Raw genomic sequence first — 23,376 nt, 5'->3', positions numbered from 1 at the left:
CATGGCACGTCCATTCTTCCGCCGCCGCAAGAGCTGCCCGTTCTCCGCCAAAGACGCTCCCCGGATCGACTATAAGGACGTCCGGTTGCTGCAGGGCTTCGTGTCCGAGCGTGGCAAGATCGTCCCGTCGCGTATCACTTCGGTGGCCGCAAAGAAGCAGCGCGAACTGGCTCAAGCCATCAAGCGTGCGCGTCATCTGGGCTTGCTGCCCTACATCGTTAAGTAAGGAGCGCCCACATGGACGTCATTCTGCTTGAGCGCGTCGAAAAGCTTGGTGCTATCGGCGACGTGGTGAAGGTCAAGGACGGTTACGCGCGTAACTTCCTGCTTCCCAACAAGAAGGCGCTTCGTTCGAACGAAGCCAACCGCAAGGTGTTCGAGTCGAACCGTGCGAAGATCGAATCGGACAACGCATCGCGTCGCAGCGATGCCGAGACCGAAGCGAAGACCTTCAACGACGCGACCGTGACCCTGATCCGTCAGGCGTCGAATACCGGTCAGCTCTACGGTTCGGTCGCGGTTCGCGATCTGGTCGATGCGCTGGTGGCCGATGGTCACAAGGTCGGCAAGTCGGCGATCGTGCTCGACAAGCCGATCAAGGCGATCGGTGTCTACACCGTCAAGGTATCGCTGCACCCCGAGGTGTCAGTGGCCGTCAAGGTCAACGTCGCCCGCTCGCCTGAAGAGGCCGAGATGCAGGCTTCGGGCGTCGACGTGATGTCGTCGATGTTCGAGCGCGACGAGGCTGGCTTCGTCGAGGATTACGATCCGAACGCAGAGCCCGGCGCGACCGCCGAAGCTCCTCGTGACCAGGAGGAAGAAGCGCAGGGTTGATCCCTTCGCTTCCCTTCTAGCCGATACAGAAAAGGCCCGCCCGGAGTGATCTGGGCGGGCCTTTTCTTTTGTGCTTTTGCGGTGCCGCTCAGGGGCAGGTTACGCAGGCGCCGATCATTGCTGCGAAGGGGATCAAAGCGCAGAAGAGGGGGACTAGGTGTTTCATGACCGGATGACTCTTGGGGGTGTTATCCGGTTAATGCGCAGGGTCAGGAAAGGTTGCCGAGAGGTGAACGAATTTTGTACCGATCGGTTTTCGGTGCAAGAACTTTACTTGCTTACCACCCCGGCGAAGGCCGGGGCCCAATTGGGAAAGCTAGAGTAACGGATCGCAGCGCTCATCATTCGCGTCCCCCAAATGGGCCCCGGCCTTCGCCGGGGTGGTTCACAACTGCTAGTGTCAGCTTTCGACGTTTTCCGGCTTCTCGATCAGTGCAGGTCCCTCGCCTAGCGCTAGCGCATCGACCGAGGACACGTCCTCCAAGTCACGCGCGCCCGTCTCGATATTCAGGTCGCGGAACTTGCGGCCGGTTACCATCAGGCGGCCGTTGAACGAGTTGGTGAAGCCGTTGAAGTTTTTCACCGCAGTGTTGAGGCCAGTTCCCACTCTGCGTAGGTCCTCTGCTACTTTAGCGAGACGATCGTACATCTCCTTGCCAAGCGCACCAATCTGCTGCGCCTGTTTAGCCATCTTTTCCTGACGCCAAACTGCTTCCACCGTCCGCGCTATTGCAATCAGGTTAGTCGGCGTCGCTAGCAGAACACGCTGGTCAAACGCGTAATCCCACAGTGATGGGTCATATTCGAGTGCCGCTGATAGGAAATGCTCGCCGGGAACGAACATGACGACGTAGTCTGGAGTATCAGCAAACTGGTTCCAATAAGCCTTTTGTCCGAGACTATTAACGTGAGCTCTCATAGACGCGGCGTGTGATCGTAGACCAAGTTCGCGCTCACTTTCGTCAACGGCTCCAAATGCATCCTGATATGCGTTCAATGAAACCTTGGCATCGATAACGAGACTCCGCCCCCCAGGAACCTTTACGATGGCGTCAGGACGCAGGCGGCTGCCGTCTTCCTGCGTTACGCTGACTTCGGTCTGGAAGTCTGTGTGTTCGCTCAGGCCACAGGTTTCGAGGACGTTCTTCAGTTGTTGCTCGCCCCAGCGTCCGCGGGATTTGGGGGCGTTGCGGAGCGAATTGACGAGCTTGGCAGCTTCGGTCGAGACCTTTTCCTGGCCCAGGCGCATCTGTTCGATCTGGCCCTTCAGGTCGCCGAATGCGTCGCGGCGGTCAGCTTCGACCTTGGCGACGCCTTCTTCGTAGCGTTTGAGACGGTCGCTTACGGGCTGGAGCATCGACTCCAATTTGATGCCGGATGTTTCTTCGGACTGGCGAAAGCGGGCATCAGCACGGTCGAGGAAGGTCTTCTGCGCGTCCATGAGCAGCTTGTTGGCGACGTCGCCAAATTGTGCGGCCATGACGTCCTTAACTTCGCGGAGACGCGCTTCAAACGCCTCGCCTTGTGCCTTGAGAGTGGCGTTCTCGGTGCGGGCGGCGTCGCGGTCGGTGCGGATCGTCGCGAGGTCGAGGCGGAGGCGATCGGTGTCGGTGGCGCGCTCGGCGTTCTGCGCGCGGAGGGTGGCGAGGTCCTGCATCGCGGCGTTGCGTTCGCGCTCGACGGCGTCGCGGGCGGCGCGGATGAGATCGGCGTCGGCGACCTTGGTCTGCGCGACGGCGAGTTCGCTGGCAAGAGTGGCGGCTCGGCGGGAGGCTAGGAGCCAGCCGAGGAGTATGCCGGCGGCTAGCGCCAGGACGGCGATGATGGCGAACTCAGCCATTTTTCACCCGCGAATTTAGCTGGAAGTGCACAAAGTGCAGACGCTGGCGCAGCATTCTCTCAGGGAAGAATGTGCGCATCGGCGAGCGGGTTTGAGAAGGAGATGGAGACGTCATGGGTGGAACATACGTCGAACGGTTGATGTAGGACAGTCGGAATATGTTGTTCTCCCGCGGAGGCGGGAGTCCAGGGTCATGGGCGGCGGCGTTTGTGATCCTGGGCCCCCGCCTCCGCGGGGAACTAGAAAGAGGGCGCTTCGACACCCTCGCCGAATAGCACCACCCCGGCGGAGGCCGGGGCCCAGTTGGGGGACGTTGCCAACTTAGGGCAGCGCGTCGTTACTGCGACCTTTCCAACTGGGCCCCGGCCTTAGCCGGGGTGGTAGCGTGCTGGGTGAATGAGCCGCGCGCTCTCAGGCCCGCACTCGCAGTGCGGACAGCAGCGACACCCCCGCCCCTCAGCCCAGCTTGCGCTGCTTCGCCAGCTTCTTCAGCACCATGTCGCGCTTGAGGCGGCTGATGTGGTCGATGAACAGCACGCCGTCGAGATGGTCGATCTCGTGCTGCATGCAGGTCGACAGCAGCCCATCGAAATCCTCCTCATGCGCCGCGCCGGTCTCATCGAGCCACTTCACGCGGCACCGCGCCGGGCGCGCCACCTCGGCATATTGCTCCGGGATCGAGAGGCAGCCCTCGTTGTAGGTGGAGACCTCGTCGCTGACCGACAGGATCTCGGCGTTGATGTACGCCTTGGGGTTCTTGATCGGCTTGTCGTCCTCGTCCTTCTCCTCCTGGAGATCGATGACGAGGACGCGCTTCTGCACGCCGACCTGGGTCGCGGCGAGGCCGATGCCGTTGAAGTCGTACATCGTCTCGATCATGTCGGCGACGAGCGTGCGGGTGGAGTCGTCGACCGTCTCCACCGGCTCGGCGACGAGGCGCAGGCGGGGATCGGGGACTTCGAGAACGGTCATGACGGTCATAGCGCGTCCGCTAAGGTACGCGTGGGCATCACGTCAAGCCGATGGGCGTCAAGCCATTGGCCTTCTGGCCCTTAATGCCTGTGCCAGCGTCCCCTCGTCCAGATAGTCGAGTTCGCCGCCGACCGGCAGGCCGTGCGCGAGTTGGGTGACGCGGACCGGGAAGCGTTCGATGCGCTCGGCGATATAGTGCGCGGTGGTCTGGCCCTCGAGCGTGGCGTTCATCGCGAGGACGACTTCGTCGATGCCGCCGGCTTCGATGCGGCGGACGAGGCTGTCGATGCTGAGATCCTCGGGGCGGATACCTTCGAGCGCGGACAGGCGCCCGCCGAGGACGTGGAAGCGGCCGGGGAACAGCCGCGATCGGTCGAGCGCCCAGAGATCGGCGACCTCCTCGACGACGCAGAGCGAACGCTGGTCGCGGCGCGGGTCGGCGCAGATCGCGCAGGGGTTGGTGGTGTCGACGTTGCCGCAGGTCGAGCAATTCTCCAGCCGCTCGTCGACCGCGGTCAACGCCTCGCGCAAGGGCCCCAGAGCCGCATCGCGCTTCTTGAGCAGATGGAGCACGGCGCGACGTGCGGACCGGGGGCCGAGGCCGGGGAGCCGGGCCAGCGCCTGCGTCAGCGCCTCGATCTCGGGGGATGCCATATGGAACAGATAGGGGGTTGCGCGGCTCCCCGCCAGCGTGTTCGAGAGGGGCCATGCGGATCATCTTCATGGGAACGCCGGACTTCGCAGTGCCGGTGCTGGAGGCCCTCGTCGCGGCGGGGCATGACGTGGTGGCGGCGTATTGCCAGCCTGCCCGGCCAGGGGGGCGGCGCGGGCGCGAGCTGGTGCCGTCGCCGGTGCAGGTTCGGGCGGAGGCGCTCGGGATCGAAGTGCGGACGCCGGTGTCGTTCAAGGCGTCTCTGCCGGAGGGGCTGGAGGCTCGCGAGGCGTTTGCGGCTTTGAACGCGGATGTGGCGGTCGTTGCGGCCTATGGTCTTATTCTACCGCGCGCGGTGCTGGAGGCGCCTCGGTTCGGGTGCCTGAACGTGCATGGGTCGCTGTTGCCGCGGTGGCGCGGGGCGGCGCCGGTGCAGCGGGCTATCCTCGCGGGCGATGCCGAGACGGGCGTCGGGATCATGCAAATGGAGGCGGGGCTGGATACCGGGCCGGTGCGGCTCGAGGGGCGGACGCCGATCGTTGGCAAGACTGCGGGGGACCTGACGTCCGAGCTTTCGGCGATGGGGGCTCGGTTGATGGTCGAGGTGCTGAGGGATCTCGACGCCTACCCTGCCCGGCCGCAGCCCGAGGACGGCGTTACCTATGCCGCCAAGATCGACAAGGCGGAGGCGCGGATCGATTTCGAGCGGTCGGCGGTCGAGGTCGACCGGCTGGTGCGGGCGATGAACCCGGCGCCGGGGGCGTGGTTCGAGCATGCGGGCGAGCGGGTGAAGGTTCTAGCGGCCGACGTGCTGCCGTTCTCGTTTCTTGGGTGCGAGGGGCTGACGGTCAACGCCGAGCTGACGATCGGGTGCGGCGACGGTGCGATTCGGCCGACCTTGGTGCAGCGGGCGGGGCGCGGCGTCACCTCGGCGGAGGAGATGCTGCGCGGGTTTCCGATCCGGTCGGGGACGCAGCTTTGACGCGGTTCGCGTTGACGGTGGAGTTCGACGGGCGGCCGTTCATGGGCTGGCAGCGGCAAAAGCACGGGCCGAGCGTTCAGGCGGCGCTGGAGGCGGCGGTGCTGAAGATGACCGGCGAGACCGCGTCGGTGCAGGCGGCCGGGCGGACCGATGCGGGCGTGCACGGGATGGCGATGCGCGCGCATGTCGACATCGCGAAGCCGCTCGCGGCGTTTCGATTGATGGAGGGGCTGAATGCGCTGGTGAAGCCGGCGCCGGTTTCGGTGCTGGCGTGCGAGGTGGTCGACGACGATTGGCATGCGCGGTTTTCGTGCATCGGGCGGTCGTATGAGTACCGGATCGTCAACCGGCGCTCGCCGCTGACGTTCGAGGCGGGGCTGGCTTGGCAGGTGCCGCAGGCGCTGGATGCAGACGCGATGGCGGAGGCTGCGGGGGCGCTGGTCGGGCGGCATGACTTCACGACGTTTCGGTCGGCGCATTGTCAGGCGGATAGTCCGGTGCGGACTTTGGATCGGCTTGAGGTGGTGCGCGAGGGCGAGCGGCTGTTCGTCTATGCGGCGGCGCGGTCGTTTCTGCACCATCAGGTGCGGTCTATGGTCGGGTGTCTGGCGCTGGTGGGTATGGGGCGTTGGGCGGTTGGCGATGTTGCTGCCGCGCTCGAGGCGAAGGATCGGGCGATGCTGGGGCTGAATGCGCCGCCCGATGGGTTGTTCTTCGTGAGTGCCGTTTACCCTTAAGCGTGTTCCCCCGCGAAGGCGGGGGTCCGGTCTGGGCCCCCGCCTTCGCGGGGGAACAAGCTTCCTAGACTAGCGGACGAACTTCGCGGCTAGCTCGACATGCGTCGACCAGCGAAACTGGCCGACCGGCTGGACCCAGTCGATCCGCCAACCTGCGTCGCACAGCTCCTTGGCATCGCGCGCGAAGCTGGCCGGATTGCACGAGACATAGGCGATCACCGGCGTCTTGCACTCCGCCAGCGCAGTCGCCTGCTCGCGCGCGCCGGAGCGGGGCGGATCGATCACTACCGCGTCGAACCGGTCGAGTTCGGCCACCGTCAGCGGCCGGCGATAGAGATCGCGGTGCTCCGGGTAGACCGGACGTTGCGTGCGGTGCGCGGCGGCCTTCAGCGAGCCTAGCGCGTCGCGCGCGCCTTCGGCCGCGTAGACCTTGGCGGGGATCGCGAGCGTGAAGGTGCCGAGGCCGGCGAAAAGGTCCGCGACCGTCGCGGGCTTGCCGATCGCTTCGAGGACGGCAGCGGTGAGCGCGGCTTCGCCATCGGGGGTGGCCTGGAGGAACGACGCGGGCGGGAGCGGTACGGGGACGCCGCCGAGCGTGATCGTGACCGCGTCGGGCTCCCAGCGCGTCTCGGGGCCGAGGCCGTCATCGAAGGCTACGCGGGCGATCTTGTGATCTTCGCAGAATTTGGTGAGCGCTTCGGCGGCGGGCAGGCCTTCGGGGGCGAACCCCGTGATCAGGATGTCCGCGCCCTGGTCGGCGAGCGTCAGGTGGATATCCGCGCGGCGGCGGAAGTTGAGGCGCTTGAGCAGCTGTCGGAGTGGCTGGACGAGCGCGAACAGGCGTGGATCGAGGATCCAGCATTCCTTGATATCGACGATCGTGTGTGCTTTCTCCGCGGTGAAGCCGAGCGTGATCTTGCCGCCCTTGGCCTCGGCGTGGAGAGTCGCGCGGCGGCGGCTGCGTTCAGGGGATATGTGCGGGGTGCGGATCGGGGCCGACAGGTGCTGGCCGTCGAGCGCGGAGGCGATGCGGTCGGTGACGAACTCGGCATAGGCCTGATCGTCGAGATGCTGGAGCTGGCAGCCGCCGCAGGTCGGGAAATGCACGCAGGGAGGCGTCTGGTGGTGCGGGCCGGGGATTACCGTGCCGTCGGCGGCGAGCGTGTCGCCGGGTGCCGAGAAGGCGGCGTGGCGTCCGTCGGCGGTCATGCCGTCGCCGCGGGCTGCGACGCGGATGATCGTGTCGATATTCGATTCAGAGGTCGAGTCAGTGGTCATGGGGCCGCTCTGGCCGACCGGAGCGCTTCCGCCAAGTCGTCGGCGATGAAAGCCGCGCCCAATCGGCGGGCAGCGTCACCGTGGAGCCACACTCCGGCGCAGGCTGCGTCGAGCAGATCGAGCTTTGCCGCCAGCATCGCACCGATCGCGCCGGCGAGGACGTCGCCGGTGCCGGCGGTGGACAGCCAGTCGCTGGCCCCTTGCGCGATGCGGACGCGGCCGTCGGGGGCGGCGATGACGGTGTCCGCGCCCTTGAAGACGATGATGGCGTTGGTGTGGGTGGCGGCGTCTCGGGCTCGGGTAATCTTGTCGGCATCTGATTTGCCGAAGAGCGCATCGAACTCGCCGGCGTGCGGGGTGAGGATGACGGGGACGTTCAGGTCTTTGATCCGGTCGGGGTCGAGCAGGCGGAGGGCGTCGCCGTCGATGATCATGGGATGGCCTGCGTTTAGCGCCGCTTCGAGGCGGGCCTTGGCGGTATCGTCGCGGCCGAGGCCTGGGCCGATGACGAGTGCGCCGATCCGGTCGTTGGCCAGCGCGTGATCGGAGAATGGCGTGCGGACGAGCGCGTGCGGGGGGCCTTGGCTGACCCCGAGCAGGGTTACGTAGCCGGCGCCGGCGCGCATTGCGGCGAATGCTGCGAGGTCGGAGGCGCCGGACATGGTGCCGGCGACGATCGCGACCATGCCTCGGGTATATTTGTGCGAGTCTGGGCCGGGGGTTGGGAGGTTCGGAGCTTTGAGGACTTCGGCTTGGCTGAGCGTAGGGACGCCGATGTCGAGGAGACGGATCTGCCCGCAATAGCGCGCGGCGGGTTGGAGGAGGTGCGCAGGTTTTACTGCGCCGAGCGCAAGGGTGAGGTCGAAGACGGGCGGCGTGCTGAGCGCCTTTCCTGAATCGGTGGCGAGGCCACTGGGCAGGTCGACAGCGATGCTGAGTTGCGCAGCATTCGCAAGGGAGTGAAAACACTCGCCTATCGACACCCCCCCGGCAGAGGCCGGGGTCCAATTGGGTGAACCGGTCACCTTATCGATAGCGTTGCCCAGATGGGCCCCGGCCTCCGCCGGGGGGGTATTCGGGGTAGGTCCTGTGCGAAGATCAAGCGGCCGCATGAGTCCGGTGCCGAACAGCGCGTCGACCAGGATCGGGGCGGGCTTTGCCTCCGCCAGCGTTTCGACCGGGCCTAGCCACCCTGCCCTCGCCGACTTCGCCGCATTCGTCTTGGGTTCCGACAGCGCCGCGACCCTAACCGTAATGCCCAGTTCCGCCAGCACACGGGCCGCGACATAGCCGTCGCCGCCGTTGTTGCCGGGGCCGCAGAGGATCAGGACTTCGTTCGCGCCCGCAAGCCGGCGGACTGCCTCGGCGATGGCCGTGCCGGCGCGCTCCATCAGTGTTTCGACCGAGACGCCGGTGGCGATCACCGCATCCTCCGCCGCGCGCATTTCGGCGGCGGTGAGGACCGGCTGGCCTTCGATGCCGATCATGACGGCTTGGTCGCGCCCTTGACGGTGGCCGGGAGGCGGTAGCGGTTGCCGCCGAGCGCGACCTCGATGCCGTCCGCGCCTATGACGGTGACCTTCGCCACCTCGGCGCCGTCCGCGGCTATCACGCCGCGGCCGTCCTGCGTCACCAGCAACCGGCGGAAGGCTCCGTCGGGATGGCGGATCGTCAGGATCAGGCCATTCTCGCTCTGTGCCTGCTCGATCGTGCAGGTCGACGCGAACGCGGCGTCACCTCGCGCGCACGCGATACGGCTGTCGTCGGCGGTTTCGGTGCGCTGCTTTGCCGCGACCTGTTCGCTGCTCGGCTGCCCTCGCCCGCACGCTGAGAGCGGGAGCGAGAGAAGCGCGGCAACTGCCAGTATTCGCTTAAATATCCGCGTAGACATGGGTTTCGGCTGCCGCTCCAGGGTGCGTGACGGCGCCCTTGTACGCGGGGCCGACGGTCTTCGCATAGCGCCAGAGTGCGCCCGAGCCGTAATCGTTGGAGCGCGGCACCCACGCGGCGCGGCGCTCCGCCATCACGGCCTCGGGAACGTCGAGGTCGATCGTGCCGGCCTCGGCGTCGATGTGGATGATGTCGCCATTCTCGACCAGCGCGATCGGGCCACCGTCCGCGGCTTCGGGCCCGACATGGCCGATGCAGAAGCCGCGCGTGCCGCCCGAGAACCGGCCGTCGGTGATCAGCGCGACGCTCTCGCCCATGCCGAGGCCGTAGAGCGCGGCGGTGGTCGACAGCATCTCGCGCATGCCGGGGCCGCCCTTGGGGCCTTCGTAGCGGATGACGATGACTTCGCCCTCGTTGATCTGGCGGTTCTCGACCGCGGCGAAGGTGTCCTCCTCGCAATCGAACACGCGCGCCGGGCCCGAGAACTGGAGGCGGTGCATGCCCGCGACCTTCACGATCGCGCCATCGGGGGCGAGACTGCCGCGCAGGCCCACGACGCCGCCGGTCGGGGTCAGCGGGGTCTTGATGTCGTAGATGACCTTCTGGTCGGGGTTCCACGTCACCTGGTCGATGTTCTCGCCGAGCGACTTGCCCGTCACGGTCAGGCAGTCGCCGTTCAAGAAACCACCGGCGAGCATCGTCTTCATCAGCATGTAGACGCCGCCGGCCTCGTACATGTCCTTGGCGACGTACTTCCCACCGGGTTTGAGGTCCGCGATGTAAGGCGTTGTCTTGAAGATCTCCGCGACGTCGAACAGGTCGAATTCGATGCCTGCTTCGGATGCCATTGCGGGGAGATGCAGCGCCGCGTTGGTCGAGCCGCCGGTCGCGGCGACGACGCGCGCGGCGTTGATAAACGCCTCGCGCGTGCAGATGTCGCGGGGGCGGATGTTGTCGGCGAGGCACTCCATAACCTGCGCACCGGCGGCGACCGCGATCTGTTCGCGCGTGGTGTAAGGAGCTGGCACCATGTTGCTGTTCGGGATCGACAAACCGATCGCCTCGGCAACGCAGGCCATCGTGTTCGCGGTGTATTGACCGCCGCATGCGCCGTGGCCGGGGCACGCGACCTTCTCGAGCGCGTGGACTTCGGACAGAGGGCACGCGCCGGCGGCGTATTTGCCGACCACCTCGAACACGTCGACGACGGTGACGTCGCGGTCCTGATAGCGGCCGGGCAGGATCGAGCCGCCATAGACGAACACGCTCGGGATGTTGAGGCGAAGCATCGCCATCATCATGCCGGGGAGCGACTTGTCGCAGCCGGCGAACCCGACGAGCGCGTCGTAGCAATGGCCGCGGACCGAGAGTTCGACCGAGTCGGCGATGACTTCGCGGCTCACCAGCGAGGCCTTCATGCCCTGATGGCCCATCGCGATGCCGTCGGTGACGGTGATCGTGTTGAACCGGCGCGGCATGCCGCCGCCCTGGATGACGCCAGCCTGCGCGGCATCGGCCTGCGCGTCGAGCGTGGTGTTGCAGGGCGCTGAGTTGTTGCCGGCGGAGGCGAGCGCGACGAACGGGCGCGCGATCTGCTCCTCGTCGAGGCCCATCGCGTAGTAGTAGCTGCGGTGCGGGGCGCGTTCTGGGCCGACGGAGACGTGGCGGCTCGGCAGGCGCGATTTATCGAATGTGCGGGTCATGGCGAACGCCTATGTCGCGGGAGAGGGTATTTGCGCAAGAGAGTTGCGTCGAATTTTGCGTGCGGGGGTCCGCTTCCGTCTGCGCCATCTCCGCGAAGGCTGGGATCCAAATAGGCAACGGTCGGCGATTGTCACACCAAGGTCTGCCAATATGGGTTCCCGCCTTCGCCGGAATGACGAGGCTTCGCGGCACTACTCCCCTCCCTGGAAGGGAGGGGTTGGGGGTGGGTCGGCCTGTTGGCTGACGTCGCCCTGCCCAATCGGCCGACCCACCCCCGGCCCCTCCCTTTCAGGGAGGGGGGCAGAAGGGGGGCGCCTCGCGCTCTATCGATTAGTATCAGAGGCCTTCGAGGGCCTTCGCGACGCCGTCCATCGTGAAGGGCTTTTGCAACCGTGGGCGGTCGCGAAATTCCGGGGCGACACCATCGTCGCCGCCGCCGGTGGCGAAGACGAACGGGACGCCTCTTGCCGCCAATGCCTCGGCGACTGCGGTGCTCTTCTCGCCGCCACGCAGGTTCACGTCGAGGATCGCGCCATCTACGCCACCTTCTTCGATCCGCTTCAAGGCATCGGCGACGGTGTCGACCGAGCCTGCGACTCCCTTGTCCAATACCTCGAGGAAATCCTCCAGCATCATGGCGATCAACGGTTCGTCCTCGACGATGAGGATCTGTTGGGTAGCGGTCATATTTCTCGCATAGTCGGGATTGTTACGACTTGCCAACATCTTGTTCGAGTCAGCGTGCGGCAAGCACGTCTCGTGCCGCTTCAGCTAATTCCTGCACCGAGAACGGCTTGGGCAGGAACGCGACGTTGTCCAGATCGATCGACTTGCGCAGCTGCTCCTCGGCATAGCCCGACATGAACAGGATCGGCAGGTCGGGGAATTTCTCGCGCGCATGGCGGACCATCGTCGGGCCGTCCATCTGCGGCATGACGACGTCGCTGATGAGCAGGTCGGGCCGGCCGTGTTTCCCCAGCACTTCCAGCGCGATCTCGCCGTTTTCCGCGGTCAACACTGTGTATCCCTGCCGCGTGAGCGCGCGCTCGGCGACGGCGCGGACCATGTCCTCGTCCTCGACCAGCAGGATCGTGCCCGTGCCCCACAGGTCGACTGGCTTGGGCGTCGGCTTGATGACCACGGGGCGGGTCGCGGCGGGGGCCGAATGGACCGGCAAATACATCGAGAAGGTCGCGCCCTGCCCCGGCTTGCTGTCGGCGAAGATGTAGCCGCCGGATTGCTTGACGATGCCGTAGACGGTCGAGAGGCCGAGCCCGGTACCCTTGCCGAACTCCTTGGTGGTGAAGAACGGCTCGAAGATCTTGGGGAGCACGTCGGGCGGAATACCGGTGCCGGTGTCCTGGACGATCAGCGCGGTGTAGTCGGCGACGGGCAGAATGTCGGACGCCATCTCGCGCACTTCGGACGCGGGGACGGCGCGCGTCGTGATCGTCAGCACGCCGCCGCCGCGCGCGTTCGCCGAGACGATCGCGTCGCGCGCGTTGACCGCGAGATTGACCACCACTTGCTCGAGTTGGCCTGGATCGGCGCGGACGGGCCCCAAATTGCGGCCGTGCGTCATGTCGAGGCGGACGTTCTCGCCCATCAACCGCTTGAGCAGGTTGGACACCTCCGAGACTACGTCGGGGAGCTGGAGGATTTGCGGGCGGAGAGTCTGCTGGCGCGAGAAGGCGAGCAGCTGGCGGGTCAGGCTGGCGGCGCGGTTCGAATTGGTGCGGACCTGCTGGATGTCGTCGTAATCGCTGTCGCCGGGCGAATGGCGCATCAGCATCAGGTCGCAATGGCCGATGATCGCGGTCAGGATGTTGTTGAAATCATGCGCCACGCCGCCGGCGAGCTGGCCGACCGCCTGCATCTTGGTGGCCTGCGCGACCTCGCGCTTGAGGCGGCTCTCCTCGCTATTGTCCTTGAGGCTGAGCAGCACGGCGGCGTCGCCGAGACCGCGCGCGCCGGCAATGGTCAGCGCGACCGGCTCGTCGGGGTGATCCTTGAGGCGGACCGCCATGTCGGCGGAATGCGTCGCGCCGTTCGCGAACTTGCGGATTGCGTCCGCGACCGCGGCCTTGTCCTCGCGGACGACGAGATCGCCCGGATAGAGCGGCGGGGCGACGGAGTTGACGCCGGCCGCGCGCAGGAACGAATCGTTCATCTGCAGGAATCGACCGTCGCGGTCGACCAGCGCCATGCCGAACGGCATCATGCTAACGAGGCTGCGGACGTGCGCGGAGGCGCTGGCGCCGAGCGCGGGCGCGTCCTCCTCCTCGTCGAGCAAGGCGACCAGCACGGGGGCGTCGTCGCCGTCGAGGAACGGGATCTGGAGGACGCGGAGCGGCGTGCCTTCGAGGCCTTCGCGCTCGAAGCGGACGAGGCCGCGGCTGTCGGTGATGAGGAAGCGGGCAAAGTCGCGACCTTCGATCGTATCGTACTCGTCGCCGCACGCCCTCGCGCGCAGCACACGGTTGGCGGTGCGGACGCGACCATCGGGCGAGAGCAACGCGGCCATGATGCCGCTGCCGCCGAGCCGGTCTCCGGTCGGGCCGGTCAGCAGCGCGGCGAGCGTCTCGGCAAGATCGTGTTCCTGCGCGGTGACGAAGCGCCAGACGAGCATGTCGGCGTCGTCACCGGCGCGCGCGATCTGCGCGGAGAGGCAGACGTTGCGGGCGTTGAGGCGCTCGACCTGCGCGGTGCCGTCGCGCCACGCGGAACGGCCGGCGTCGGCGAGGGCTGCGTTGCCGGCTTCGTCGAGCGGCAGGCCGGGGGGTGTCGGGAAGCCTTCGAACAGCGCTTCGTAGGCGTCGTTGGCGCAAACCAGACGCCCGGCGCGGTCGGTGATCGCGAGTGCGTCGGTGCCGGCTTCGGCGACGGTGCGGGTGAGGTCCCAGTCGACCGGGCGTGGCGCGTCCCTGGCGACGGGGTTGAGCAGGCGCCAGGCGATCAGCGCGCCGATGACGATGACGGCCGCGGCAAAGAAACCGGCGGCGGCGGTCCAGCTGCCGACGAGCAGCAGCACGATCGCCGCGGCGGCGACGCCCGAGGCTATGGCGACGAATGCTGCGTTGCGGGCGGGGGTGGGTAAAGCGAGCGATGCCATTGGGGGGAGTCATCCGCTGTTGCGGGGTTGGGCGTCAAGTGATGCGTGTGATGGGGGTGGCGCTAACTCTGATCCCGCCGCTTCTAGAAACGGCACCACCCCGGCGAAGGCCGGGGCCCAATGGGAAAGGTGGTAGTAACGAAGCGCCGTCCATCGTCAGAACCGTCCCCCAATTGGGCACCGGCCTTCGCCGGGGTGGTTGTTGTGCCTAGGGTAAAGTTGCTCCCCTCCCTGGAAGGGAGGGGTTGGGGGTGGGTCGGCCCGTTCGTGGACGGCGTGCTCTCCAAGCGGCCTACCCACCCCCTGCCCCTCCCTTTCAGGGAGGGGAGACCGTTGGGGGTTGGGCTGACTTGAGCGCTTTCCTCAGAAAGGCGCGCCCAGTTTCCGCTCCGCCCGCTATCCCAAGGGAAACTCTTACCAGATCCGAACGCGCTGCTCCGGCGTGAGGTACAGCTTCTGTCCGGCGGTCGGCTTGTACGCCGCGTACCAGGGGTCGAGGTTGCGCACGACCCACGCGCGCTGCTGCGACGGCGAGTGAGGATCGGTCAGCAACCGGTTGCGAAGGTTGGCTTCGCGGTAGTTGCGACGCCAGACCTGCGCCCAACCGAGATAGAAGCGCTGATCGCCGGTGTAGCCGTCGAGGACGGGCGCAGTCTTGCCGCCGAGCGCGGTGTGGTAGGCGTCGTACGCGACCGTGAGGCCGGCGAGATCGGCGATGTTCTCGCCCATCGTCAGCTGGCCCTTCACGTGCATGCCGGGGAGCGGTTCGTAGGCGTCATACTGCGCACCGAGCTTGCCGGTGAGCGCCTTGAAGCCGGCGATGTCCTTGGCCGTCCACCAGTCGGTAAGCTGGCCCTTCGCATCGTATTTCGAGCCCTGGTCGTCGAAATGATGGCTCAACTCATGGCCGATCACCGCGCCGATGCCGCCGTAGTTGACCGCGTCGTCGGCCTTCGGATCGAAGAACGGCGGTTGCAAAATCGCGGCGGGGAAGACGATCTCAACCATGCCGAAATTGGCGTAGGCGTTCACCGTCATCGGCGTCATGCCCCATTCCCAACGCTGCAACGGCTTGCCGAGCTTGGAAATATTATCCTGGTGCTGCCATTCGTTCGCGCGCCATTCGTTGCCGAACGCATCGCCCGAGGTGATCGTCAGACCGGAGAAATCCTTCCACTGGCTCGGATAGCCGATCTTGGGGGTGAAGGCGGCGAGCTTGGCGTGCGCCTTCACCTTGGTCTCGGGCGCCATCCATTCGAGCTTGTCGATCCGGCGGCCCATCGCGGCGAGGACGTTCTTGACGAGCTTGTCCGCCGCGGCCTTGGTCTCGGGCGGGAAATACTGCGCGACGTAGAGCTTGCTGACCTCGTCATCGAGCGCGCCGGAGGTGAACTGGACGCCGCGCTTCCAGCGGGCCTCCTGCTCGGGCGTGCCGCCGAGGACGGTGCCGTAGAACGCGAACTGTTCGGCGTCGAAGGCCTTGGGGAGGACGTCGGCATAGCCGTCGAGCGAGCGCAGGATCAGCTGGTCTTTCAGCACGCCGATCGGCGCGGTCGAGACGAGCTTGGCGATGCCGGTGATCGCGGAGGGCTGCGCGACGATGACGGTCGGGACGGGCGTGCCGATACCCTTGAAATACGCGACGAAATCGAAGCCGGGCGCGCGCTTGGCGAGGTCGGCGACGGTCATCTTGTTATAGGTCTTGGTGGCGTCGCGGCTGTCGACGCGGGTCCAGCTGACCTTGGCGATCTCGGTCTCGAACGCGAGCAGTGCGGTGGCGCGCGCCTCGGCATTGGGTTCGCCGGCGAGGGTCAGCATCTTGACGATGTGAGCCCGGTAGGCGTTGCGCGCTTCGACCAGCTTGGCGTCGGTGCTGAGGTAATAATCGCGGTCGGGCAGGCCGAGGCCGGACTGGCCGAGCGAGAGCGCGTATTGTTCGGGGAGCTTGTCGTCCTGACCGACGCCGGCGCCGAACGGGCCGCCGATCCCGGCGCGGTCTGCTTCGGCGAGGAGGGCGGGATAGCCGGCGCGGTCGTTCAGCGCGGCGATCTTGGAGAGCCACGGCTTGATCGGCGCGAGGCCCTTGCCTTCGATCGTTCCGGTGTCAAGGAAGGTGGCGTAGGCGCGGCCGATCTTCGAGTTCGGGTCCTTCGCGGCGGTGTCGAGGATACCGCGGGTGCGCGTCTCGGACAGGTCGGAGAGGAGATTGAACGAGCCGTAGTTCGACTTGTCCGCGGGGATCGGGTTGGTCTTCGCCCAGTTACCGTTGGCGAAGGTGTAGAAGTCGTCGCCGGGCTGAACGGTCTTGTCCATGCCCTTCTCGTCGAAGCCGAACGTCCCGTATTGCGCGCCGGTCGGGGCTGCGGGAGCGGGCTTGGGTTCAGAGGTTTGCGAGATGGCGGCGGTGACGCCGGTGATGGCGGTGGCGGCGAGTAGGCCGGCGACGATGAAGGACTTCATGTTTCTCTCCAGACTTCGTCATCCTGACGAAAGTCAGGATCCAGAGCCCACAGCGTTACCTGCGTGGCTCTGGATCCTGGGTCGAGCCCAGGATGACGGGGCTCTGTTGGGCGGTGTTGATTACCAGATGCGGACGCGGTTGGCGGGGGCGAGGTAGCTGGCCTCGCCCGGCTTGGCGCCGAACGCGGCGTACCAGGGGTCGAGGTTGCGGACCGTCAGGACGCGCTGGTGGCCCGGCGAATGCGGGTCGGACAAGAGCGTCTGCTGTAGCGCGGCGTCGCGGAACTTGGTGCGCCAGACGCCGGCCCAGCCGTAATAGAAACGCTGGTCGCCGGTCGTGCCGTCGATGATCGGCGCCTGCTTGCCGCCGAGCGATTTGTGATACGCGTCGTACGCGACCGTGAGGCCCGCCAAGTCGGCGATGTTCTCGCCGAGCGTCAGGCCGCCCTGGATGTGCTGGCCGGGGAGCGGTTCATACGCGTCGTACTGCTTCACGAGCGCGTCGGTGAACGCCTTGAAGCGCGCGACGTCCTGCGGCGTCCACCAGTCGGTGAGCTTGCCGTTCAGGTCGTATTTGCGGCCCTGGTCGTCGAAGTGATGGCTGATCTCGTGACCGATCACCGCGCCGATGCCGCCGTAATTGACCGCCGGGTCCGCCTTCGGATCGAAGAACGGCGGTTGCAGGATCGCGGCCGGGAAGACGACCTCGTTCATCGTCGGGTTGGCGTAGGCGTTGATCGTCATCGGCGTCATGAACCACTCAGCCCGATCGATCGGCTGGCCCAGCTTCTTCAGGTCGCGATCATATTCGAACGCGTTGGCGCGCGACACGTTACCGACGAGATCGCCGCGCTGGATCTGGAGCGCCGAATAATCGCGCCACTTGTCCGGATAACCGATCTTCGGGGTGAAGGCGGCAAGCTTGGCGAGCGCCTTGGTCTTGGTCTCGGGCGCCATCCATTCGAGGTTCCGGAGGCGCTCGCCCATCGCCGCGATGACGTTCTTGACGAGGTCGTCGGCGGCCGCCTTCGACGCGGGCGGGAAATACTTGGCGACATATTGCTGGCCGATCGCCTCGCCCATCGCGCCCGACACGGTCGTGACACCGCGCTTCCAGCGGACCTGCTGCTCGGGCGTGCCGGACAGCGTGGTGCCGTAGAACGCGAAGTTGGTCTTGTCGAAATCGCTCGACAGATACGGCGCATACGAACGCAGCACCTTAAGCATCGCATAGTCCTGCAACACGTTGATCGGCGTGTCGGCGAAGACCTTCGCCTCGCCGGTCAACGCGCTCGGCTGCGCGACGAGGTAGAACGGACGGCCGGTGACGCCCATCGCGGTCATGTACTGCGCCCAGGGGAAGCCCGGCGCCTTCGCGGCGAAGTCGGCGGCGGTCCATTTGTTGTAGGTCTTGTCGGCGTCGCGGCTTTCGATCCGCGTCCAGTGCGCGGTCGCGAGGCCCTTCTCCATGTTGAAGACGGCAGCAGCGCGAGCGGCGGCGTTCGGCTCGGCGGCGAGCGTCAGCATGCGCGTGAGATACGCCTGGTACGCGGTGCGGATCGTCGCGAGCTTCGCGTCTTCCTTGAGGTAATAGTCGCGGTCGGGGAGACCGATGCCGCTCTGGCCGAGGCTCACGACATAGGTGGTCGGATCCTTGTCGTCCTGCTGCACGCCGACGCCGACGAGGCCGCCGACGCCCTGGCGCTGGAGCTTGGCGATCTCGGTGACGAGTGCGGTCTTGTCCTTGGTCGCCTTGAGCGCGGCGAGCATTGGCTTGACGGGGGTAGCGCCCTTCGCGTTGACCGCAGCCTCGTCCATGAAGCTGGAGTAGAAATCGCCGACCTTGTCGCCGGGCGTCTTGGCGGAGACGTCGAGGATCGTGCGGGTGCGTTCGAGCGACAGGTCCTGCAGGACGTGGAACATGCCGTAGGACGAGCGATCGGCGGGGATCGGCGTGGTCTTCACCCAGCCGCCGTTCGCGTAATCGAAAAAGTCGGTGCCCGGCGTCACACTGGTATCGCGGCCGGCCATGTCGAAGCCGAAGTCGCCGATCTGCGGCTTGTTGGCATCCTTGGCGGCAACAGGGCCCTTCGCAGCCTTGGCGAGGGTCGGCGACGGGGTGTTCGGCCCCGTTTGCGTCTGCGCGAAAGCCGATGCGGCGGACGCGAGCAGGATCACGGTAACAATCGACTTACGCATCAAGAACCTCGGAGAAAGATCTTCAGGATGCGGTGTGTTCTACGCCGATAGGACGGTCCGTCAATTCCAACCGGTGTCAAATGTTACGAAACATGACCGTGGCGATTGTCGTGGCGGTGCCGCCACTTGCGCGCGATCCACAACCGCCAGCCGAGCGCGCTGAGCGCGTAACCGCCGACCGAACACACGACCGTGATGACCAGCAGGCCGAGCGCGGTAGCGGGCCCCGCCTGCATCAGCCACGGGATCCATTCGGTGCGCGCCGCGGCATCCGCGACGGGCTGGCCGGGGACGTGCGCGTCGAGGCGGAGCAGCGACGAGCCGATCCAATAGGCCGCGATCCAGAGCGGCGGGGTGGTCAGCGGGTTGGTTATGAAGGTGGTCAGCGCCGCGGTCGGCACGTTGGCGCGGAACGGCAGCGCGAAGATCGCTGCGACGGGCGTCTGCGCGACTGGGATCAGGATGCCCGCGACCATCCCCAGCGCGACGCCGCGCGGGACCGAGCGGCGTGTGAAACGCCAGAGTTCGGGTGCGAGCACGCGGTGCGCGACGGGGCGGAGAAGACGGTTCCGCTCCATCGATTCGCGGGTCGGCAAGTTACGATGCGACCACGCCGCGAGGCGCCCGAAGATACTGCCCGGCGCCTTCGACACAGGCTATCCGCGATCCCGCATGATCCGGCCCTGCTCGCGCTTCCAGTCCTGTTCCTTCACGGAATCGCGCTTGTCGTGGTTCTGCTTGCCCTTGGCGAGCGCCAGTTCGATCTTTGCGCGGCCCTTCGAGTTGAAGTAGATCATCAGCGGGACGAGCGTCATGCCCTGGCGTGCGACCGCCCCGAACATCTTGTTGATCTCGCGCTCGTGGAGCAGCAATTTGCGCGGGCGCTTGGGCTCGTGGTTGAAGCGGTTGCCGTGGCTGAATTCGGGGATGTTCGAATTGACCAGGACGACGTTCTTGCCCTTCACCTCGGCATAGGCCTCGGCGATCGATCCCTCGCCGCCGCGCAGCGCCTTCACTTCGGTGCCGGTGAGCGCGATGCCCGCCTCGAACACCTGCTCGATGTAATAATCATACCGCGCGCGCCGGTTCTCGGCGACGATCTTGGTCTTCTCGAAGGTCGGGGGTTTGGGACGTGCCATGGGACGCGCGATGTAGGAGGTCGCGAGGCTTAGGGGAAGCGGTGGGGTGCTATTCGACCAAACAAACGCCGTTCTCCTGCGAACGCAGGAGCCCAGGGTTACACGCGGCGGTCCTCTCGATCCTGGGCTCCTGCTTTCGCAGGAGAACAGGCAGGGGGTTTAGGCGAGGCCGGCGTGCGCCAAGGCTGCGTCGACGGCAGCTCGTGATGCTTGAGGAGGCGATGGTGACTTCTCATTACTCCTGACCTCCCCTTCTTCGCCCCTCCCTGGAAGGGAGGTGTTGGGGGTGGGTCGGGTTCCTCATGTTCGAACCGTCGGGGCTCAAGCTGGCCTACCCACCCCCTGCCCCTCCCTTTCAGGGAGGGGGGACCGTTGTGGTCTGTTCAGACGAGGCTTGCGTGTTCGAGCGCTGCGTCGACCGCTTCGCGCGAGGCCTCGCCGGCGGGGGTCATCGGCAGGCGAAGCGTCTCCGGGAAGCCAGCCCGGACCTTGGTCATCGCGTACTTGACCGGGCCGGGCGACGCGTCGGTGAACAGCGCCTCGTGCAACGGGTAGAGCTGATCCTGATAGGCCAGCGCCTTGACGAAATCGCCCGCTTGGCACGCCGCCTGGAACTCCGCGCAGAGCTTCGGCGCAACGTTGGCGGTTACCGAGATGCAGCCGGTGCCGCCCATGACGTTGAACGCTAAGGCCATGTCGTCATTGCCCGACAACTGGCAAAAATCCGGACCGCACGACGCGCGATGCTGTGAGACGCGGGCGAGGACGCCGCTGGCATCCTTCACGCCGACGAACACGTCCGGGAACGCTGCGACGATCCGCGCCAAGGTCGCTGGCTGGATGTCAGTTACCGTTCGCGCGGGGACGTTGTAGAGGATGATCGGCAGCGGGGTCGACGCCGCGAGCGCCTCGAAATGGCGGAAGATACCCTCCTGCCCTGGCCGGTTGTAATAAGGCGGCACCATCAGCGCGGCGTCGGCGCCGGCGTCCTTCGCGGCGCGCAGGTTTGCCGAGGCAACGCGCGTGTCGTTCGAGCCCGCGCCAGCGATGACGGGCACGCGGCCCTTCGCCTGGTCGACGCAAACCCGGACCACGTGGAAATGCTCGTCGTACGACAGGGTCGCCGCCTCGCCGGTCGTCCCGCACGCCACCAGCCCCGAAGAGCCCTCGACGATCTGCCATTCGATGAAGTCGCGATAGGCGGGTTCGTCGAAGCTGCCGTCGGCGGCGAACGGCGTGACGAGCGCCGGAATAGATCCTGAAAACATGCGGTGGCCTGCGGTCCTGTTGCGCCGGATGTCTTGCAAAATCCGGATTTCGTTCAGGACAGATACGGGTTCGGGGCGTATGCTGTCCACATGGTAGCATCGATGTTTAAAACGAGCCTTCTCCTTGCAGTCGTGGCGGGGACGGTCGCCGCGTCGGGAGGTGGGCAGCAGACGCTGGATCGCTACAGCACGCAATTGGCCAACATGGGCCCCAATGCGCAGCCGATGGCGACGGACGGCGCGATCGCCTCGACCATCGCGCAGTGGCGGGCTTTGCAGCAGACCGATGCGCTGCCGTTCGACAGCTATGCGGGCTTCCTGATGGCGCATCCGGGCTGGCCTAACGAGACGGCCAACCGCCGTGCGGCGGAGCGCAAGGCTTCCATGGGCTCGCCGACCAGCGTCGTCGCGTTTTTCCGTCGTTACCCGCCGCAGTCCGCGTCGGGCGGCGTCGCGTATGCGCGGGCTTTGCAGGCGACGGGCGCGCGGGATCAAGCTTATGCGGCGGTGCGGACGGCTTGGCGGAGCAGCGGACTGACGCCGACCGACGAGGCGATGGTGGTATCGGGCTTTCCGGGCGCGCTGACGCCGGACGACCAGGATGCGCGGATGGATGCGCTGTTGTGGGCGGGCCAGACCGGCGCGGCGCAGCGGCAATTGGTATGGACGAGTGCGGCACGGCGGCCGATCTTCGAGGCGCGGCTGGCGTTCCGGACGAATGCGCCGAACGCGTCGGATATCTCGGCTTCGACGCAGACCTTGTATGCGAACGACGCGGGGTATGTCGCGGACCGGGCGCAGTGGTTGCGCAATTCGGGGGCAAGCCCGTCGGCGCGCGCGTGGCTGGCGCGGCCTCGGTCGCTGGTGACGCGGCCGGGCAATGCCGCCGAGTGGTACGAGGTCCTCGTCACCAATGCGAACGGTGCGGCGAACGACGGGCAATATCAGGTTGCCTACGACATCGCGCGGCAGATCGACGATGCGTATCCGTTTGGCGCGGACATCGCGGCGAAATCCTATGCCGAGCGCGACGAATATACCAACCTCGCCTGGCTCGGCGGACGCGTAGCGATGAAGCAGCTCGGGCGACCGGCGGACGCGATGACGCTGTTCGACCGGTACGCGAAGGGCTCGCGGTCGCCGCAGGTGCGGTCGAAGGGGTATTATTGGGCGGGGCGTGCGGCGGAGGCGGCCGGGTTGGCGCCTCAGGCGGCGGCGTTCTACGGCCAGGCGGCTGGGTATCGCGATCAATATTACGGACAGTTGGCGAACGAGCGCACCGGGCGGGCGCTGGTCGCGCCGCCGTCGGTTGCTTCGGTGGTGATCGATCCGGCGACACGCGCGGCGTTCGATCGGCGCGAGACGGTGCGTGCGGTGAAATTCCTCGGGCAGATCGGCGACTGGCAGGACCAGACCGCGTTCGTCCGCCAGATCGCGGCGGATGCGACGACCGATACCGATCACCTGCTCGCCGCCGAACTGTCGAAGACGATCAACCGCCCCGATCTCGGCGTGATGGTCGGGCGGAGTGCGCTGGCGAACGGGCTGAGCGATTATTCCGCGGTGGGCTTCCCGATGGTGGCGGTGCCGGCGGGGTATGAGGACAACTGGACGATCATCCACGCGATCTCGCGGCAGGAGAGCCAGTTCGATCGCGCCGCGGTGAGCCACGCCGGCGCGCGCGGGCTGATGCAGCTGATGCCGGCGACCGCGCGCGAGCAATCGGGGAAGATCGGCCTCGCGTACAACCAGGCGGCGCTGACGACCGATCCGAACATGTCGATCATGCTGGGCTCGAGCTATTTCCAGCGGGTGTATGCCAATTACGGCAGTTATCCGCTGGCGGTGGCGGCGTATAATGCGGGCGGCGGCAACGTGAACAAGTGGCTCCGCGCGAACGGAGATCCGCGGACCGGGGCGGTGGACATGGTCGATTGGGTCGAGGCGATCCCGTACCAGGAGACGCGCAACTATGTGCAGCGGGTGCTGGAGAATGCGGTGGTGTACGACTTGCTGAACCCCGCGCGGGCGAAGAGCCGGGGGGCGGCTCGGCTGTCGTGGTATCTGGGGAAGAACCGGCCGGGTTGAGATCTCGCTGCCTCATAAGATTGTTCCCCCGCGAAGGCGGGAGCCCAGACTGGGCTCCCGCCTTCGCGGGGGAACATGGCGAGGAAGCGCAGGGTTCACCCCTATCCCTACGCTCCCCGCCACCCCGGACTTGTTCCGGGGTCCACCCCGCCGCATACTCAGACCCCCTGAAGCGTGCGGAACGGTGGATGCCGGAACGAGCCCGGCATGACGGAATTTGA

General features: G+C 66.4%; 19 protein-coding genes. 5 read left to right on the top strand and 14 right to left on the bottom strand.

Features of this window, described 5'->3' with window-relative positions:
• Window position 1: 1 nt before the first annotated feature.
• Together rpsR and rplI are read left to right on the top strand one after the other, a co-directional pair.
• Window positions 2–226: a 30S ribosomal protein S18 gene (gene rpsR, locus C8J42_RS03915; protein ID WP_031393978.1), complete on the top strand. Its 225-nt coding sequence runs from the start codon at window positions 2–4 to the stop codon at window positions 224–226.
• An 11-nt stretch (window positions 227–237) separates the two neighbouring features.
• Window positions 238–834, top strand: a complete 597-nt coding sequence (gene rplI, locus C8J42_RS03910) for a 50S ribosomal protein L9 (protein WP_056050886.1) — start codon at window positions 238–240, stop codon at window positions 832–834.
• 400 nt (window positions 835–1,234) lie between these two features.
• Here rplI and rmuC read toward each other — a convergent pair whose 3' ends face one another.
• From rmuC to recR, 3 genes are all read right to left on the bottom strand, one after another.
• On the bottom strand, window positions 1,235–2,674 hold the full coding sequence (rmuC, locus tag C8J42_RS03905) for a DNA recombination protein RmuC (RefSeq protein WP_133018926.1): 1,440 nt from the start codon (window positions 2,672–2,674) through the stop codon (window positions 1,235–1,237).
• Window positions 2,675–3,130: 456 nt separating this feature from the next.
• Window positions 3,131–3,655: a peptide deformylase gene (def, locus tag C8J42_RS03900; protein ID WP_056062589.1), complete on the bottom strand. Its 525-nt coding sequence runs from the start codon at window positions 3,653–3,655 to the stop codon at window positions 3,131–3,133.
• Window positions 3,656–3,703: 48 nt separating this feature from the next.
• Entirely contained in the window at window positions 3,704–4,300 is a 597-nt protein-coding gene (gene recR, locus C8J42_RS03895) for a recombination mediator RecR (protein WP_056052820.1), read from the bottom strand.
• 53 nt (window positions 4,301–4,353) lie between these two features.
• Between recR and fmt the strand changes: the two genes are divergently transcribed.
• Together fmt and truA are read left to right on the top strand one after the other, a co-directional pair.
• Window positions 4,354–5,280 carry a methionyl-tRNA formyltransferase gene (gene fmt / locus C8J42_RS03890; protein ID WP_133018925.1) on the top strand — a complete coding sequence of 309 codons (927 nt, stop codon included), beginning with the start codon at window positions 4,354–4,356 and terminating at the stop codon, window positions 5,278–5,280.
• Window positions 5,277–6,017, top strand: a complete 741-nt coding sequence (gene truA, locus C8J42_RS03885; RefSeq protein WP_133018924.1) for a tRNA pseudouridine(38-40) synthase TruA — start codon at window positions 5,277–5,279, stop codon at window positions 6,015–6,017. Before fmt ends, truA begins: the two co-directional genes overlap by 4 nt.
• A gap of 69 nt (window positions 6,018–6,086) precedes the next feature.
• Here the strand turns inward: truA and C8J42_RS03880 are convergent, their stop codons facing one another.
• The 11 genes from C8J42_RS03880 to dapA all read right to left on the bottom strand — a co-directional run bounded on the left by C8J42_RS03880 (window position 6,087) and on the right by dapA (window position 21,067).
• A complete protein-coding gene (locus tag C8J42_RS03880) occupies window positions 6,087–7,295 on the bottom strand; it encodes a class I SAM-dependent RNA methyltransferase (RefSeq protein ID WP_133018923.1) in 1,209 nt (402 codons plus the stop codon).
• Complete coding sequence (locus C8J42_RS03875) at window positions 7,292–8,782, bottom strand: NAD(P)H-hydrate dehydratase (protein WP_133018922.1); 1,491 nt, start codon at window positions 8,780–8,782, stop codon at window positions 7,292–7,294. Before C8J42_RS03875 ends, C8J42_RS03880 begins: the two co-directional genes overlap by 4 nt.
• Entirely contained in the window at window positions 8,779–9,186 is a 408-nt protein-coding gene (locus C8J42_RS03870; RefSeq protein ID WP_133018921.1) for a hypothetical protein, read from the bottom strand. Before C8J42_RS03870 ends, C8J42_RS03875 begins: the two co-directional genes overlap by 4 nt.
• Entirely contained in the window at window positions 9,167–10,888 is a 1,722-nt protein-coding gene (gene ilvD / locus C8J42_RS03865; protein WP_133018920.1) for a dihydroxy-acid dehydratase, read from the bottom strand. Before ilvD ends, C8J42_RS03870 begins: the two co-directional genes overlap by 20 nt.
• A gap of 337 nt (window positions 10,889–11,225) precedes the next feature.
• Window positions 11,226–11,576 (bottom strand): response regulator, encoded by a 351-nt coding sequence (locus C8J42_RS03860; RefSeq protein ID WP_056062573.1) that lies wholly within the window; start codon window positions 11,574–11,576, stop codon window positions 11,226–11,228.
• A gap of 49 nt (window positions 11,577–11,625) precedes the next feature.
• Window positions 11,626–14,001 carry a response regulator gene (locus tag C8J42_RS03855; RefSeq protein ID WP_133018919.1) on the bottom strand — a complete coding sequence of 792 codons (2,376 nt, stop codon included), beginning with the start codon at window positions 13,999–14,001 and terminating at the stop codon, window positions 11,626–11,628.
• 414 nt (window positions 14,002–14,415) lie between these two features.
• Complete coding sequence (locus C8J42_RS03850; protein WP_120299128.1) at window positions 14,416–16,461, bottom strand: M13 family metallopeptidase; 2,046 nt, start codon at window positions 16,459–16,461, stop codon at window positions 14,416–14,418.
• Between the two features lie 120 nt (window positions 16,462–16,581).
• Entirely contained in the window at window positions 16,582–18,660 is a 2,079-nt protein-coding gene (locus C8J42_RS03845; RefSeq protein WP_133018918.1) for a M13-type metalloendopeptidase, read from the bottom strand.
• An 83-nt stretch (window positions 18,661–18,743) separates the two neighbouring features.
• Window positions 18,744–19,238, bottom strand: coding sequence for a DUF2062 domain-containing protein (locus C8J42_RS03840; RefSeq protein WP_056052830.1), 495 nt, complete (start codon window positions 19,236–19,238; stop codon window positions 18,744–18,746).
• A 78-nt stretch (window positions 19,239–19,316) separates the two neighbouring features.
• Window positions 19,317–19,799: an SsrA-binding protein SmpB gene (gene smpB / locus C8J42_RS03835; protein WP_055879372.1), complete on the bottom strand. Its 483-nt coding sequence runs from the start codon at window positions 19,797–19,799 to the stop codon at window positions 19,317–19,319.
• Window positions 19,800–20,182: 383 nt separating this feature from the next.
• The gene (gene dapA / locus C8J42_RS03830) at window positions 20,183–21,067 is read right to left on the bottom strand and encodes a 4-hydroxy-tetrahydrodipicolinate synthase (RefSeq protein ID WP_133018917.1); all 885 of its coding nucleotides are present in this window, start codon (window positions 21,065–21,067) and stop codon (window positions 20,183–20,185) included.
• 90 nt (window positions 21,068–21,157) lie between these two features.
• Here dapA and C8J42_RS03825 point away from each other — a divergent pair, with 90 nt between their 5' ends.
• On the top strand, window positions 21,158–23,155 hold the full coding sequence (locus tag C8J42_RS03825) for a lytic transglycosylase domain-containing protein (RefSeq protein ID WP_133018916.1): 1,998 nt from the start codon (window positions 21,158–21,160) through the stop codon (window positions 23,153–23,155).
• Window positions 23,156–23,376: the final 221 nt, after the last annotated feature.

Origin of the sequence: Sphingomonas sp. PP-CE-1A-559, from assembly GCF_004340965.1 — a bacterium.
Classification (GTDB): Bacteria; Pseudomonadota; Alphaproteobacteria; order Sphingomonadales; family Sphingomonadaceae; genus Sphingomonas.
This window is presented reverse-complemented; position numbering and strand designations above follow the sequence as displayed.